Origin of the sequence: Streptomyces antibioticus (assembly GCF_002019855.1) — a bacterium.
GTDB lineage: Bacteria > Actinomycetota > Actinomycetes > Streptomycetales > Streptomycetaceae > Streptomyces > Streptomyces antibioticus_B.
Genome location: NZ_CM007717.1, coordinates 3,716,651 through 3,731,674 on the forward strand (window position 1 = coordinate 3,716,651; position 15,024 = coordinate 3,731,674).

A 15,024-nucleotide genomic window follows, 5' to 3' on the forward strand; every position below is an offset into this window, starting at 1 on the left:
TTGTGTTCGGATGTCCCGGCGTCCGACGCCTCAGTAGTCGAACGCGCGGGCGGTGTTGGCGGCCAGCGCGCCGGCGAGGGCGTCCTCGTCGATCCCGCGCACGGCGGCCATCGCGCGCACGGTGACCGGGATCAGATACGGCGCGTTGGGCCTGCCGCGGTGGGGCGCCGGGGTGAGGAAGGGCGCGTCGGTCTCCACCAGGACCAGGTCGAGCGGGGCGACGGCGAGGGCGTCCCGCAGGTTCTGGGCGTTCTTGAAGGTGACGTTGCCCGCGAAGGACATGTAGTAGCCGGCGCGGGCGCAGACCGCGGCCATCTCGGCGTCGCCGGAGTAGCAGTGGAAGACGGTCCGCTCGGGCGCGCCCTCCTCCTTCAGCACGCGCAGCACGTCGGCGTGGGCGTCGCGGTCGTGGATGACCAGGGCCTTGCCGTGCCGCTTGGCGATCTCGATGTGGGCGCGGAAGGAGTGCTCCTGCGCCTCCTTGCCCTCGGGGCCGGTGCGGAAGTAGTCGAGCCCCGTCTCGCCGACGCCCTTGACCTGCGGAAGCGCGGCCAGCCGGTCGATCTCGGCGAGCGCCTCGTCGAGCGCCGCCGTACCGCCCGCCTCCCGGGCGCCCTGCCGGGACCAGCCGTCGGGGTCGCCGTGCACGATGCGCGGTGCCTCGTTCGGGTGCAGGGCGACCGTCGCGTGGACGGCGTCGTACGCGGCGGCCGTCTCGGCGGCCCAGCGCGAGCCCTTGAGGTCGCAGCCGACCTGGACGACCGTGGTCACGCCGACCGACGCGGCCTTCGCGAGCCCCTCCGCCACCGTGCCGGACTGCATGTCGAGGTGGGTGTGGGAGTCGGCGACCGGGACCCGCAGGGGCTGCGGGAGCGGTGGTGCGGTGCTGGCGTCGGCGTTCGAAGGCATGCCCCGATCCTACGAAAGGGGCACGCCCGGCGGCCTCTGAGTTCCCGCTGTTCCCGCTGTTCCCGCTGATCCCGCTGTCCTCGCTGTTCCCGCTCAGCCCGCCTTGCGGTGGAAGGGGTGCAGGAGGTCGGACAGGTGCCAGTGGTGGTGCGGCGCGGCCGCCGGGTCCGTCGTCCCGGCCGGTTCCTCCGGGGGCGCGGGACGGGTCCGGTGCGCGGCGCCGAGCACCGACGACACCTGTCCCGCCCGCATGATCCGCACGACGTGCCCGTCGCAGTACTGGCACGCGGGGCGGCTCAGCGGCGACGGCACGACCCGGCCGTCCGCGACGTAGAGGACGAACGTCTGGCCCTCCGCGTCGGTGTGGTGCTCGATCTCGTACGACTGTTCCCAGCCGTGCCCGCAGCGCATGCAGGCGAAGGAGTAGGACTCGTGCACGACCGGGGTCGTCACGGTGCGCGTGCCGGTCTGCCCTGGGTTCTCGCTCATGCCGGCTCCTCTGGTCCGCTGGAGCGGGACGGCTGCCGTCCCACGACCAGTGGACGCCCGCGCCGACGCGAATGCACGGGGCCTGTCGAGTGTTGGGTCCGATTTGGACCTTCCTTGCCATAACGGGCCGTCGGCAGGGGGCGGAACTTTGCCTTCCGCACCGGTGCTTTGCCCCCGCATGGGGCGCACGCTCATCGGGCATGCGCCCTGCTCAGAGGGGGTTCGAGCCCCTTGGGAGACCCTTGTGAACCCCTTGTGAACCCCTTGGGAGACCCGGTGTCCTCGAAGGGCTCCGCTACGACGCCCCGGCCGTCCCCCCGCCCGCCCCCTTGGCCGCCACGACCGCGTCGAACACCTGCCGCTTGGGCAGCCCGGCCTCCGCCGCGACCGCCGCGATGGCCTCCTTGCGGTGCTCGCCGGCCTCCTCGCGCGCCCGGACCCGGCGGACGAGTTCCGCCGCGTCGAGTTCCTCGGGGCCGCGCTCGGGGGCGCCGGAGACGACGACGGTGATCTCGCCGCGCACGCCCTGCGCCGCCCACTCGGCCAGCTCGCCGAGCGGACCGCGCCTGATCTCCTCGTAGGTCTTGGTCAGTTCGCGGCAGACGGCGGCCCGCCGGTCGGTGCCGAAGACCTCGGCCATCGCGGCGAGGGTGTCGTCGAGGCGGTGCGGGGCCTCGAAGTAGACGAGGGTGCGCCGATCCTCGGCGACCTCCCGCAGCCGGGACAGCCGTTCGCCCGCCTTGCGCGGCAGGAAGCCCTCGAAGCAGAAGCGGTCGACGGGCAGCCCGGACAGGGCGAGCGCGGTGAGCACGGCGGACGGGCCGGGGACGGCCGTCACCTTGATGTCCTGTTCGACGGCGGCGGCCACCAGCCGGTACCCGGGGTCGGACACCGACGGCATGCCCGCGTCCGTCACCAGCAGCACCCGGGCCCCGCCGAGGAGGTCCTCGACCAGTTCGGGGGTGCGCGCGGACTCGTTGCCCTCGAAGTACGACACGATCCGCCCTTTGGGGGTCACCCCCAGGCCCTGGGTGAGGCGGCGCAGCCGGCGGGTGTCCTCGGCGGCGACGACATCGGCCCCGGCCAGCTCCTCGGCCAGCCGGGGCGGCGCGTCGGAGAGGTCACCGATCGGGGTGCCGGCGAGGACGAGGATTCCGGACGGGGTTCCTGGAGCGACTGTCACGTTTCCCATCCTCGCAGGGGCGAGCGGGGCCCATGCACGGGACTCACACAGCGCGGTTCCCTACGATGGCGCGGTGACCAGTACCGCGTCCTCCATGGACTCCACGGGTTCCACGGGCTCCACCGGCATCACGGGCTCCGCCGGCGCCACCGACGACCACCGGCCCGCCCCGCCGGCGCACGAGCGGCGGCCGTCGTCGTGGCAGCGGCGGCTGCGCCGCTTCGGCTACGCCGCGGTGCCCTCGGGCGATGTCCGGGAGCGGCTGGTGCCGCCGTACGCGGAGCCCTCGCCCCGGCTGTGGCGGTCGCTCGGCGTGCCGCCGGTGTGGACCGACCGGATCCTGCGCTGGTCGGGGTGGGGCGGTCCGCTGCTGGTGACGCTGGTGGCCGGGGTGATCCGGTTCTGGAACCTGGGCAGCCCGAAGGCGGTGATATTCGACGAGACGTACTACGCCAAGGACGCGTGGGCGCTCGTCCATCGCGGGTTCGAGGTCAACTGGGACAAGAACGCCAACGACGCGATCCTGTCCTCCGGGGGCCATGTCACGATCCCCTCGGACGCGGCGTACGTGGTGCATCCGCCGGTCGGCAAGTACGTGATCGGGCTCGGTGAACTGCTCTTCGGCTTCGATCCGTTCGGCTGGCGGTTCATGACCGCCCTGCTCGGCACGCTCAGTGTGCTGATGCTGTGCCGGATCGGCCGACGGCTGTTCCGCTCGACGTTCCTGGGCTGTCTGGCCGGCGCGCTGATGGCGGTGGACGGGCTGCACTTCGTGATGAGCCGCACCGCGCTGCTCGACGGCGTGCTGATGTTCTTCGTGCTGGCGGCGTTCGGCTGTCTGGTGGTGGACCGTGACCGGGCGCGCGAACGGCTCGCGGCGGCGCTCCCACCGGACGCGGACGGCCGTCACCGCCCCGACGCGCACCTCGCGGAGACCACCCGTCTGGGGCTGCGGCCCTGGCGCTGGGCGGCCGGTGTGATGTTCGGCCTGGCGATCGGCACCAAGTGGAACGGCCTGTACATCATGGCCGCGTTCCTGCTGATGACGCTGCTGTGGGACGTCGGCTCGCGCAAGGTGGCGGGCGCCCGCCGGCCGTACCTGGCGGTGCTGAAGCACGACACGGGCTGGACGTTCCTGTCGACCGTCCCGGTCGCGCTGGTCACCTACCTGGCGTCGTGGACGGGCTGGATCCTCTCCCCGACGGACGGCTCGGGCGGCTACTACCGCGACTGGGCTGCAGGCGACGGCAAGGGCGGCAACTGGACCTGGCTCTTCCCGGACTGGCTGCGCAGCCTGTGGCACTACGAGCACGAGGTGTACCAGTTCCACACCCACCTCACCTCGCCGCACACGTACCAGTCGAACCCGTGGTCCTGGATCCTCCTCGGCCGCCCGGTGTCGTACTTCTACGAGTCCCCCGCGCCCGGCGCGGACGGCTGCCCGACGGACGCGGGCGAGAAGTGCGCCCGCGAGGTCCTGGCCCTCGGCACCCCGCTGCTGTGGTGGGCCGCCTGCTTCGCGCTCCTGTACGTCCTGTGGCGCTGGCTGCTGCGCCGCGACTGGCGCGCGGGCGCGATCGCCTGCGCGATCGCGGCGGGCTACCTGCCCTGGTTCCTCTACCAGGAGCGCACGATCTTCCTCTTCTACGCCGTCGTCTTCCTGCCCTTCCTGTGCCTCGCGGTCGCGATGATGACCGGCGCGCTGGTCGGCCCACCCGGCTCCTCGGACACCCGCCGCGTCGCCGGCGCGACGGCCGCGGGCGTCCTGACCCTCCTGATCGCCTGGAACTTCATCTACTTCTGGCCCCTGTACACGGGCGAGGCCATCCCGATCGACGACTGGCGGTCGCGGATGTGGCTGGATACCTGGGTCTAGCTGGGCAGAAATGCCACGAGGGCGCGGCAGCCTGCCGCGTCCTCGTGGTCGTTGTTGGTCGTTAGCGGTCATCGTTGGCCACCCTCAGACGGCCCAGAGACGGCCCGGCGCAACGACCCGGCGGATTTACCGACCGTCCGGCGATTGCGCCGTGACCTGCGGGTTTCTGCCTGCCAGCGCCCTACTGCCCCACAAGCACCCCACGCTGTCGTTGCCGTGAGCGAGAGAGTCTCTGACAGCGAGTGCCCCCGGCAAAATTCGAACCTGCGCACACGGCTCCGAAGATCATGACCAGTACGGTGGGTCAACTACCGTTGACCTACATGAATGTCGGAGATCGCAGAGCTTGCCTCTCGGTTCACGCGCCCCTCACCCACAGGTGGTGGGAAGGAGTGCTTCGCTGGCCGCCGGATGCACGGGTTGTTGCCCATCATTGGATGATGAACCTGCCAGACGAATTCCGCAACAATTCCCTGGCATCCCTCGGTGTCAGGACTTCATCCCTGACCTGGCGGAGCAAGTGGAACAGTTGGACAGTGTCAATCACCAAGCCATTGGCAGCCCCAAACGCCTTCACGTCCTCGTCCTTTCCGTGTAGGGCCCGTTGGCGGGTGGAAGGATCCCTTCTGATGAATTGATTTACGATGTACCAGCACGCGTCTGGGCTGCGGCCTGTCTTGCTTGTGTAGCGCATATTAAAACGCAAGAACTGAGTCAACCCCTCGGTTCTTGCCCCTCGGGAGTACCCCTTGACTTCCCCAAGTGCAACCCACCCTGGGCTATCAGGGTTCATGATGTGCAGGTCTTCCAAGTGGTCGTCGGAGGCGGCGCTTCCATCAGCGTCAAGGACAGTGAATCCGATTTCCTGAAGAGTCTGGATTACTACCTCCTTTAGCTCGTCTGATTGCGCTGTAAGGAGTGCGCGTTCGTACCTATCGGCAGATTCGCGAGCTTCCGCGAGGCGCGCCTGCAAATCTGCTTCGATTTCTCGTGCTCGATTCAGGTACTCCAAGCGTTCGCTTTCGACTTTCTGAATCTCTGAAGTGATTCTTAGCTCTTCCTTCGTCAGCCACGCCTCCCGAGTGGACCAGTCTGGTACTCCAGGAAATCGTTCAGGCGCCAAGCCGTTCCACTCCGCCAAAGCGGCACGCACCCATGAGGGGAGGTCAGGCACATCTTTCGGAAGCAACCATGCCTCCGACGAATCACTTCGGGCGTACTTGCCGGCAAGAGGGTGATTGTCGGCGGTGGAGATGAAGGGGACGATTTCGGGGGGTTGAAGAGATCCGGCACTGTTGGGCAATTTGCGCCACTCGAAGACTCTGTGAGTTGTGCGCTGCATTACAACTGGTTCGAGTTTTTCGTGGACTAGAATCGCAATACGCTCAGGCAGGTTTCGCATGCGCCGAATCTCTTGCGAGACTACGCCGGGTACAGAGGAAATTGCACACTTCCATCCAGGCGCATACTCGATGGTGTGATAATGATTCGCCTTTGGCGATCTATACACGATGCACAAATGCGAGGCGGCCCGAATAATGCCGGAGTATTGCTTCTTTTCCTCTAGTTTCTCATCGGTGACGAGGATGTCCCATTCGGCCTGGCGCACCTGCCTAAGGCTATCGATGTGGCGGGACGTCGGGCAGATTTGGAGGAGTTCCGCCACTAGGTCTTCTTCGCCAGGGAATCCCAGAACTAGCATCCTCGGGCGGGGGCTAGTGTTGACGACGGCTCCGCCTTGAACTTCGTCAGCCATAATCACGCTCTCAAGTTTCGTGTTTCCCTCGTATTGTGCCGCCTCTGCCTGGTCATGTCGCCCGTTTTCTCATCTGGACGGGGTTGAATGAGATTAAGCGGACGAGCCGCCATCAGGTCCGATCGGCCGTTTCAGGTACGAGGCGGCTCGTGAAGCCGTCGGCGCGCAGTCGCTCGTAAGCGGCTAGAACGTCGTCGGGAACCTCTTGCTCGATCATGAAGCCTTGCCGGGGATACACCATGAGTCGCTGTTGAGCACCGACGAGCATGTCGATGACGAGACGCGCGTCCCCGATCGAGTCGACGTAATCGGGGAGCGTCATGGGGGTGGACGCGCTCACCCATTCGATCTCAGGCCAGAGCTTCCGGGCCGTGGCGTACGCCCGCCGCTCCTCGTACGGCTTACTGACGAGCAGGGCGGACGAGACGGAGATGCGCCGCTCTTCGAGCAGGGCCCGCGAGAAGCGGATGTTCTCGCCCGTGTTCCGGGCGTTCGGCTCAACGAGGATGACGCTCGCGGGCACACCCAGCTCGACCGCGCGGTCCCGGTAGTGCTCGGCTTCGCCACGGGGCATCCGGTCGCGGGTGGTCCGGCTGGTGGCCCCGGTAAAGAGAACGACCGGCGCCATGCCCCGGTGGAAAAGCTCCGCGGTGGCGTCGGCCACCCCGAGGTCATGGCTGCCGAGTCCGATGGCGACAGAGCATGGGCGCGGCTCATGGCCCATCTGCTGGAAGTCCCAGAGCCGCTGAGCGTCCGCCCATGCCTGAGCCGAGATCACTTGCTCTCGCCCTCCGTTGCTGCCGAGTCGGGGACCTTGAAGTCATATGACCACGCGAAGCGCGATGCCGCGTGGACTCCGACGGCGAACTCTACGACCGTGCCGTCCGCCGTGTACGTGGTGCGGTGCAGTTCTACCACCCACTCCCCCGGCGAGAGCTGGAGTAGCTGAGCCTCTTCGGCGGTAGGCACGCGCGCGAACAGTTCCTCGCGCATGTGGTCGATCTCGTACCCGGCGTCATAGAGGACACGGAAGCCGCCGCCCCGACCGGCCGGGCCCGGGGTCGGGTCGACGATGCGCGTGCCTTCCACGTGCTCGGGGCGGTAGTAGCTGGTCAGAGTGTGGGTGGGCTGGGGGCCTTCCTTTACGAGCCGGGCGCGGGCGTAAACGTCCGCACCCTCGGGAAGCCCGTGGGCTTCGGCCACGGACGCCGGCGCCTTCACTCGGCTGACGCTTTGAGTCTGCTCGTTCCGGCTGTAGGTGCGACCGGACGCCACGCGGTCCGCGATGAACGCGACCTCGTCGCCGTCCCGCCACTTCGCCTTGTCATACCGGGCGATACCGAGGCGCTGGAGCGGAGACTTCGGGCGCACGACGGTGCCGTGACCGCGAGTCATGGTCACCAGGCCCTCGGCTTCAAGCGCCTTGTACGCCCGGTGGACCGTCTCCTTTGAACCTTCGCCCGCCTCCACAAGCTCCCGGATCTGCGGAAGCTGCTGGCCAGGCTCGTAGTCGCCGTTCCTGATCTGCTGGCCGAAGCGGTCGGCTAGGTCCCGCCACTTCGGGGCTTTCGGTGCCACGCAGAACTCCTCTCGACACCTCCCAGTGAAGCACACAGTCCTAGGACTGTTGACAGTCCTAGGACTGCGGTGCATTCTCATCTCAGGCCGGTCGCTGTCCTAGGACAGCGAGTCGGAGGGGTCTTCTTTGGGCTGTCTCCGTGGCTTGTCGGTTCGGGATAGCTCGTGCAGTTGGGGCCCTGAGCTGGTCGTTCTTTGAGAACTCAACAGGGAGTCAAGTTCGACGGGGCCGAGTCCCCGTCCCCGTGACGGCCGGGTGAGGACCGTCGACGGCCGCTCGCGGTCGTTCTGCTGGCGTCGAGCAGTGCGAATGGGGCGCCCCGACACCTTCGAGGCTCGGGACCGGACGGCCGTGGCAACGACGCCGGTGAAGTCCTCGGATTCCCTTCGTCTCCGATCGGAGGTCCTCATGACCCGGCGAAGACCTTTGGGGCCGTCCCGCTGGACCGACGCGACGGCATCCCCAGCGCGTCACCCGACCGCTTCTGCCGCGCAGTGAATACGGCGGCCGGTTGCCTGCCTCGCCCATCCGGGCCCGCGTGCTGCGCGGGGCTGTACGGGCGAGGTCGAAGGGAGCCGGATGTTCCGACTTCTACGGCGCGCGGTCCCGGTGCTGGAACACCGGGACCGCTGTTCGGGCCGTTCAACCCTGCGAGAGGAACACGACCCAATGAAGCACATCGTCACTGTTCAGAACGTTGTTACCGCATTCGCCGACTGGATGGATCCGACGGCTGCGGAGCTGGACGCGATCGAGCTGGAGTCGCCCGTCGTCCTGGCGGAGGTCGACCTGTTGGACGCACAGATCAAGGCCATGGACCGGCCGGTGAACGAGGTCGACGGCCGCCGTATCCGCCGGGCCCGGAACCGGGTGCTGGCCGCGCGGCGGGACGTGGCCAACCGCACCGTCGGGGAGATGCTGCCGGGCGGTGCCGCGTGAGCGCCCCGAACACGAAGCTGACCGCCGCGCATGCTGAGGTGAAGGCGGAGATCACGCGGACAGACACCAAGACCGGGCTGTTGCTCGCGTTCGTCGGCGCGGTGCTGGCCGGCACGTGGACCGTGGCCCGTGACCTGCCCCTGAACCTCCCCGCCTACGTCGCGGGCGGGGTGGGGGTGGCTCTGCTGGTCGCGGCGGCCGGTCTGCTGCTGCGGTCGACCCGCCCGAACCTGCGCGGTCGGCACGGTTTCCCTCTGTGGGCCACCCTGACCGCCGACAAGATCACCACCACCGTCAACAGCGGAGATCTCGCGGCGGACGTCGCCGGACTGTCCCGGCTCGCGGTGGTGAAGTTCACCGCCCTGCGCCGCGCGGTCGACCTCACCATGACCGGCGGCGCCCTGCTCATCCTCGCCGCCCTGCTCGCGGCGGGAGGTGCGCTGTGAAGGCCCGGACCGTTCTTCCCGCCGTCGCGATGACGGCGGTGTCCATGGTGCTCACCCTCGCCGTCGTGGTGATGTGGCTGGGCACCGTGATGCCGTGGCCCGTCGCCCTGGTCGTCGGTCTCGGCATCGACGGCGGATGGCTCGCCACCCTCGCCTACGAGCGCCGGTTGGCCGCGCAGGGCGACCACAGCCGCGCGGTGACCGCCGTCGGCTGGACGTTCGGCCTGATCGCCACCGGCGTGCTGGTCTCCCACGCCGCGACCGCCGACCAGTCGCGCGGCGCCTGGCTGGCCGTGGCGTGGCTCCCGGTCGCGGCCAAAGCCCTGTGGCTGGTCCACGGGCTGTGGGAGCGCACCGCGCTCACCCCAGTCGCGCTGGACGCCATCGCGGGAATCCAGCAGGAAGCCCGCGACGAGGCGGCCGTGGCCCGCGCCCGGCTGCGCGCCGAAGCGACCACCGAGGAGACCCGGCTGACGGCCGTGACGCAAGCCGGGGCACGCGTCGCACGCGTCCAGGCCAGGACCGCCGAAACCCTCGCCGAAGCCTGGTCGACCTTGGAGACGGCGCGGCGCGGTGAAGACACCGGCAGAGCGCTGACCAGCGTGACGACCCGCGTCACACCCGACGTCACACCCACGTGGGAACTGCCCGTGTGGGGCCCCACAGAGCCGGTTGCCGCGCTCCCGCCGGGCGACGGCAACGCCCTCTCCGACACGGCGCTTGACGTGCTGGTCGACGAGATCCGTCACAGCGAAACCCCGGCTCTGTCCTACCGCGAGATGGCCATCCGCTTCCGCACGTCCGGCCACTCCGCATCCGAGATGCGCCTGCGCGCCGCGTGGAAGCGCGTCGTGGCCCACCCCTCCCGCTCCGCACCGTGACTGTCTGAGGAGTCCTCAAATCATGGGCAAGCCCGACACCCGCAGCATCGACCGAGAGATCACCAAGACGAACCGCAAGCTGGAAGCGGTCCGCCGGGGCGAGATGTGGCCCCTGAACAGTTCCGAGCGCCGCGCCGTCCTCGGGGCGCTCACCGGGGGCTCGTACCGGGTCCTGCGCGGCAAGAGCGCCACCCGGCAGGAGAACCGGCTGGAGTCCGTCTCGGAGCAGGCGGTCACCCGGCTGACGGCCGAGATCACCGCGCTGCACATGGAGCGGCAGCGGATCGTGCGCGAGTACGCCGCCGCCAAGGCCGCCAAGAAGGCGTCCCGGTGGTGGTGAACACGCGCCCCCAGGGCGGCCGTTGCCCGGCCGCGCACCCGGAAGACCCACCCCGTGCAGCGGTGGGGCCGTGGTGACCGTGCTGGACCGCGCGAACGCCGGCGCGGACGGCTGCGAGCACCACGCCGCCCGCATGCTCGCCTCCCTCGACGGCGGACGCGTCTACGCCCTCCCGCACGCCGCCCCTGGCACCGCCATCCGCGTGTTCAAGGCCGCCGACGGCACCCGCCCCTTCTGCTGGCTGGACGGCCCACGTACCAAGCCGTCTCAGCTCAGCCGCGCGGAGAACCGCGCCCGCCACAGCGGCTGACCCTCACCCCGTCCCGCCTGGCCCTGGTTGCCGGGCGGGGCGCCCCTCGCCGACTTCCCGCCCCGCATCGGGGCAGTCAGGAGTGCTCCCGTCATGGGTGACACCGTCGTCCACCTGCACAAGAACACCGACCCGTCCGCCGAACCGGCCGCCGTGACCACCCTGACCGTGGTCCCCGACCCTGCCCCGCCCGCCCCGGTCCCGCTGTGGGTGCGCTCCGGGCGCGCGGTGAAGACGGCGGTCACGCACGAGCGCACCCGCACTGCCGCGCGTGCCGCCGCCCGGCACAGCCTCTACACCCTCAACGGCGGGCGGATCGTGGCCCGTCGCACGTGGGACGGCCGTACCGGGTCCCGCTACGAGCGGATGATCCGCGCGGCGGAAGCCGCCGGGAACCTGGAAGCGGCCGAGGAGTGGGAGGAGCGGTTGCAGCGCTTCCGTGCCGCACGCCACCACCGCCGCATGGACCTGCTCCACTCCCCGGTGGAGGCCGCGAAGGGTGTGGCCGTCGGCACCGGCATGAGCATCGGTGTCCTGGTCGCCCTCGGCGTCATCATGGCCATAAACACCGGCTACGTCGGCGACGTGATCACCCCGCTGTCGGCGACCATCGACTTCATCGCCCTGCTCATCCGGATCGTGCAGGTCGTCTGGGGTCCCGCGCTCACGATCGGCCCCTTCCTGGCCCTGCTCGCCCTGTGGTCGGTCGGCCGCAAGCAGCAGGCCGCCCCCAACTGGGCACTCCCGGCGAACGTCCGCAACGGCGAGGGTGAGCCGATCACGCCGTCCATCGTGGTCAAGGCCCTGCGCGACCTCGGCGTTCCCGCCCTGGCGCGAGCCATCAAGGAGATGGGCGACGCCGGCGCGTCCATGCTCGGACCGATCACCATCGCCGGATGCGGTGTCGAGGTCGACGTAACCCTTCCCTCCGGGGTGTCGACCAACGAGGTGCAGAACAAGCGCCGCAAGCTTGCCGAGAACCTGACCCGGCACGAACACGAGGTGTTCATCACCATCCCCACAGCCGCGCGCACCGTGCGGCTGTGGATCGCGGACTCGGGGGCGCTGGATGAGCCGATCGGCCCGTCGTCGCTGGTCAGCGACGACACGATGACCGCCGACTACGCCAAGGGCAAGGCACCCTGGGGTCAGGACCTGCGCGGGGACACTGCCGCGCTGAGCCTGTACCAGCGCCACCTGCTCATCACCGGCCTGTCGAACCAGGGCAAGACCGTGGCCCTGCGCTCCCTGGCTCTGTGGCTGTCGCTGGACAAGTCGGTGCAGTTCCTCATGGGTGACCTCAAGGGCGTGGGCGACTGGGCCATGTTCGACGGGCTCGCCACGACCCTGATCCAGGGTCCGACGGATGAGCACGTGATCCAGGTGACCGAGATGGTCGAGGGCGCCGTCGACGAGATGAACCGCCGTATCCAGGCGCCGCCCGGCACCGTGTTCCCGCCGCTGATCGTGCTGGTCGACGAAGCGCAGGTGGCGTTCATGTGCCCGGCCAAGGATGAGGACAAGCGCCCCTATGGCGGGTCCAAGGCCAACTCCCGGTACTTCATGGCCGTCCGGAAGATCCACAACCAGGGGCGGGCCGTGAACGTGCTGATGTGGCAGGGAACCCAGGACCCGACCAACGAGAACCTGCCCAAGCTGGTCCGCGAGGGCGCCCACACCCGCGCCTCCCTCGCCCTGGGCACCGAGTCGCAGGCCCGCATGGCACTCGGGGACAAGGCCGTCGACGGCGGGGCGGCGCCAAACCTGCTGCGTCCGGGCCTGGACCGGGGAACCCTGGTCGTCGCGTCCGACGGCATCACCATCCCGGCCGGACAGTCGTCCATCACGGTCCGCACGCACTACATCGACGACGACGCCGCCGAGGCCATCACCGACCGTGCCAAGGCCCTGCGCGACGGCGTGACCACCCTGCACGCCATCGAGCTGGGCGAAGAACACGACCCGCTCACCGACATCGCCGCCGTCGTCGGCGACGCGCCCCGCGTGCGGACGAAGGATGTGCTGGCGCGGCTCGCCACGCGCAACGCGGACGCCTACGGCGGCTGGTCGTTCATCGACCTCAAGCGCGTCCTGGACGACGCCGGCGCGGAGCCGTACAAGTCCGACGGCGTGATGGTCGTCGCCCGTGACCGCGTTGCCAGCGCCCTCGCCAACCGCGACAGCGAGGGTTCCGCTTCCGTCGACTGAAGGCAGGGAGCCGACCCCCGAACGGTCAGGGAGGCAGGGAGGACTCCCTGAACGCCTCCCTGGCCCGCTTCCATCGCCCTGACCTGCACGAATGATCGTTCAGGGAGTCAGGGAGGCGCGCAGGCCAGACCCCTCAAACACCCCTCCGCACGCCACCCCGAAGGGGGTGTCTCCGCCTCCCTGGCCACGCGCCGGAAGGGATTCCGCATGTACCCCGAGCACACCGACCGGACGCCCGCCGTAGGGGCCCCGGAAGTCCACCAGCCCACCCCCATCACCCCCGCCGCGCCGTACCCGGTGCCCCTCGTTCCCGTCCAGCCGCACGCCGTGCCGACGGTCGCGAGCGTCGTCCTCCCGGACGGCCGCGTCGTCACCGGCTACACCATCACCCCCGCGCAGCCCGAACCGGTCGTCGCCAAACCGGCCGTCTCGCGTGCGGCGGTGAACGTCGCCCTCGGGGGCGTCGGGTTCCTCGCCGTGTGCGGCGGACTGCTCCTGCTGACCACGTTCATCACCGCGCTCACGGCGCTCATCACCCAGCTCATCACCCTCGCCGCCGTCGTCTTCGGCGGATGGATCGCCGTCCAGGTCTTCAGCGCACGCGGCCACGGCGAGGGCGGGACCACGGTCAACATCCGCAAGGCCGTCTTCAAGCGCAACCAATTCCACGGCTGACAGGGAGCCCCGTGTGTTCAGCGAGATCGGATGGACGGTCCGCTTCCTGGCCGACGCCGCGTGCTACAGCGAGTTGGACCGTGAGTTCTACCTGCGCAAGGCCGCCTTGCTCGACCGCATCGCCCTGCTCGACGACCTCGGCCACGCGGACGGCAACGCCACCGAGACCGCGTACGCGGCGGCCGTGTTCCTGCTCGACATGGACCAGCCCGGCCTCATCTGCGACCCGCGCGCCTACGTCCGTCGGCAGTGCGTCTACTGGGCCAGGAACAACTAGCTACGCCAGGGGCGGCCCCCGTCTCGCCAAAGTCCGGGGCCGCCCCTGCCAACCAACACCCTTCGAGGAACTGGAGACCCCCAGCATGCCCCAACCCGACGCCTTACGTGTCGGCTCGCTCTGCACCGGATACGGCGGGCTGGACATGGCCGCACAGCACGTCTTCGGCGGCTCGCTCGCCTGGGTCGCGGACAACGACCCCGGCGCCTCCCGCATCATCGCCCACCGCTACCCCGGCGTGCCCAATCTCGGGGACCTCACGGCCGTCGGCTGGCACACGGTGGAACCCGTCGACATCGTCACGGGCGGCTACCCCTGCCAGCCGTTCAGCTCCGCCGGCAAACGGAAGGGAACCAAGGATGCCCGGCACATCTGGCCGCATATCGCGCGTGCCCTTGGGGTTCTACGACCCCGAATCGCGCTCTTTGAAAACGTCGCAGGGCACCTTTCCCTCGGATTCGACACCGTGCTCAGTGACCTTGCCGCCCTCGGGTTCGATGCGGAATGGCGTTGTGTACGCGCGTCCGACATCGGCGCCGCTCACCAGCGCAAACGGCTTTTCATCCTCGCCTGGCCTGCCGACACCGGCAGCGCGGGACTGGCGCGGCGGTGGGCAGAGGGGACAGCTTCCCACCGCCGTCATCTCCCTGCTGCCGACCCCGTCGACCTCCGAGAACACCGGGCCCGGACACGCCGCACAGGGCGGGATGAACCTGCGCCATGTGGTCTCCCTGCTGCCGACGCCGTTGGTCGGGGACTCCAAGGGTGCCCGTCAGGCGACGGCGCCGAACCCTCGCAGCAGCTCACCGACGCTGACGGACCTGACGTTCAGCGGGGCACTGCTGCCGACCCCGCGGGCGTCGGAGAACGAGAACCGGCAGACCAAACGCAGCCCCTCGCAGGAAGCGGGAACCCACGGCAAGAGCCTGGCGGCCGAGGTGGGTTCGCTGCTGCCGACCCCGCGGGCGACCGACGGCAGCAACGGCGGCCCGAACCAGCGGGGGAGCAAGGGGGATCTGGCCCTGCCGTCGGCGGCGCACCGGATTGGGGCGTCTACGGCCCGGCGGTCGCGCGCTGGGAAGCCGTCTGCGGGCGCCCCGCTCCCCGGCCAACTGACGCTCTGGGACGGCTGAACCCACCCTTCGTGGAATGGCTC

The 15,024-nt window shown here is 69.5% G+C and carries 16 protein-coding genes and 1 pseudogene; 11 read left to right on the top strand and 6 right to left on the bottom strand.

What is annotated here, in order from left to right:
* Positions 1-30: 30 nt before the first annotated feature.
* The 3 genes from AFM16_RS16500 to rsmI all read right to left on the bottom strand — a co-directional run bounded on the left by AFM16_RS16500 (position 31) and on the right by rsmI (position 2,581).
* Positions 31-909 (bottom strand): TatD family hydrolase, encoded by an 879-nt coding sequence (locus tag AFM16_RS16500; protein ID WP_030792492.1) that lies wholly within the window; start codon positions 907-909, stop codon positions 31-33.
* A 93-nt stretch (positions 910-1,002) separates the two neighbouring features.
* Positions 1,003-1,398, bottom strand: coding sequence for a hypothetical protein (locus tag AFM16_RS16505; RefSeq protein ID WP_078633758.1), 396 nt, complete (start codon positions 1,396-1,398; stop codon positions 1,003-1,005).
* 295 nt (positions 1,399-1,693) lie between these two features.
* Positions 1,694-2,581 carry a 16S rRNA (cytidine(1402)-2'-O)-methyltransferase gene (gene rsmI, locus AFM16_RS16510; RefSeq protein WP_245177709.1) on the bottom strand — a complete coding sequence of 296 codons (888 nt, stop codon included), beginning with the start codon at positions 2,579-2,581 and terminating at the stop codon, positions 1,694-1,696.
* A 94-nt stretch (positions 2,582-2,675) separates the two neighbouring features.
* On the opposite strand from rsmI, the gene AFM16_RS16515 reads away from it, so the two are divergent.
* On the top strand, positions 2,676-4,457 hold the full coding sequence (locus AFM16_RS16515; RefSeq protein ID WP_107419286.1) for a dolichyl-phosphate-mannose--protein mannosyltransferase: 1,782 nt from the start codon (positions 2,676-2,678) through the stop codon (positions 4,455-4,457).
* Positions 4,458-4,887: 430 nt separating this feature from the next.
* Here the strand turns inward: AFM16_RS16515 and AFM16_RS39060 are convergent, their stop codons facing one another.
* From AFM16_RS39060 to AFM16_RS16525, 3 genes are all read right to left on the bottom strand, one after another.
* Positions 4,888-6,219, bottom strand: a complete 1,332-nt coding sequence (locus AFM16_RS39060; protein WP_143648378.1) for a hypothetical protein — start codon at positions 6,217-6,219, stop codon at positions 4,888-4,890.
* A gap of 106 nt (positions 6,220-6,325) precedes the next feature.
* Positions 6,326-6,991: a YdcF family protein gene (locus tag AFM16_RS16520; protein WP_078633760.1), complete on the bottom strand. Its 666-nt coding sequence runs from the start codon at positions 6,989-6,991 to the stop codon at positions 6,326-6,328.
* Positions 6,988-7,791, bottom strand: coding sequence for a GntR family transcriptional regulator (locus AFM16_RS16525; RefSeq protein ID WP_107419096.1), 804 nt, complete (start codon positions 7,789-7,791; stop codon positions 6,988-6,990). The genes AFM16_RS16520 and AFM16_RS16525 overlap by 4 nt, the downstream gene beginning before the upstream one ends.
* Positions 7,792-8,461: 670 nt before the next feature.
* Between AFM16_RS16525 and AFM16_RS16530 the strand changes: the two genes are divergently transcribed.
* From AFM16_RS16530 to AFM16_RS40035, 10 genes and pseudogenes are all read left to right on the top strand, one after another.
* Entirely contained in the window at positions 8,462-8,731 is a 270-nt protein-coding gene (locus tag AFM16_RS16530) for a DUF6284 family protein (RefSeq protein ID WP_078633762.1), read from the top strand.
* Positions 8,728-9,177, top strand: a complete 450-nt coding sequence (locus AFM16_RS16535) for a Pycsar system effector family protein (RefSeq protein ID WP_078633763.1) — start codon at positions 8,728-8,730, stop codon at positions 9,175-9,177. Before AFM16_RS16530 ends, AFM16_RS16535 begins: the two co-directional genes overlap by 4 nt.
* On the top strand, positions 9,174-10,058 hold the full coding sequence (locus AFM16_RS16540) for a protein spdB (protein ID WP_078633764.1): 885 nt from the start codon (positions 9,174-9,176) through the stop codon (positions 10,056-10,058). Before AFM16_RS16535 ends, AFM16_RS16540 begins: the two co-directional genes overlap by 4 nt.
* A 22-nt stretch (positions 10,059-10,080) precedes the next feature.
* A complete protein-coding gene (locus AFM16_RS16545) occupies positions 10,081-10,398 on the top strand; it encodes a hypothetical protein (RefSeq protein ID WP_078633765.1) in 318 nt (105 codons plus the stop codon).
* A gap of 70 nt (positions 10,399-10,468) precedes the next feature.
* Positions 10,469-10,708, top strand: coding sequence for a hypothetical protein (locus AFM16_RS16550; protein WP_245177710.1), 240 nt, complete (start codon positions 10,469-10,471; stop codon positions 10,706-10,708).
* 93 nt (positions 10,709-10,801) lie between these two features.
* The gene (locus tag AFM16_RS16555) at positions 10,802-12,916 is read left to right on the top strand and encodes an FtsK/SpoIIIE domain-containing protein (RefSeq protein ID WP_078633766.1); all 2,115 of its coding nucleotides are present in this window, start codon (positions 10,802-10,804) and stop codon (positions 12,914-12,916) included.
* Between the two features lie 207 nt (positions 12,917-13,123).
* Complete coding sequence (locus AFM16_RS16560; protein WP_078633767.1) at positions 13,124-13,591, top strand: hypothetical protein; 468 nt, start codon at positions 13,124-13,126, stop codon at positions 13,589-13,591.
* A gap of 13 nt (positions 13,592-13,604) precedes the next feature.
* Positions 13,605-13,868 (top strand): hypothetical protein, encoded by a 264-nt coding sequence (locus AFM16_RS16565; RefSeq protein ID WP_078633768.1) that lies wholly within the window; start codon positions 13,605-13,607, stop codon positions 13,866-13,868.
* Between the two features lie 145 nt (positions 13,869-14,013).
* A pseudogene (locus AFM16_RS40030) lies at positions 14,014-14,394 on the top strand (DNA cytosine methyltransferase); the annotation flags it as partial.
* A gap of 181 nt (positions 14,395-14,575) precedes the next feature.
* Positions 14,576-15,001: a hypothetical protein gene (locus AFM16_RS40035; RefSeq protein ID WP_245178043.1), complete on the top strand. Its 426-nt coding sequence runs from the start codon at positions 14,576-14,578 to the stop codon at positions 14,999-15,001.
* Positions 15,002-15,024: the final 23 nt, after the last annotated feature.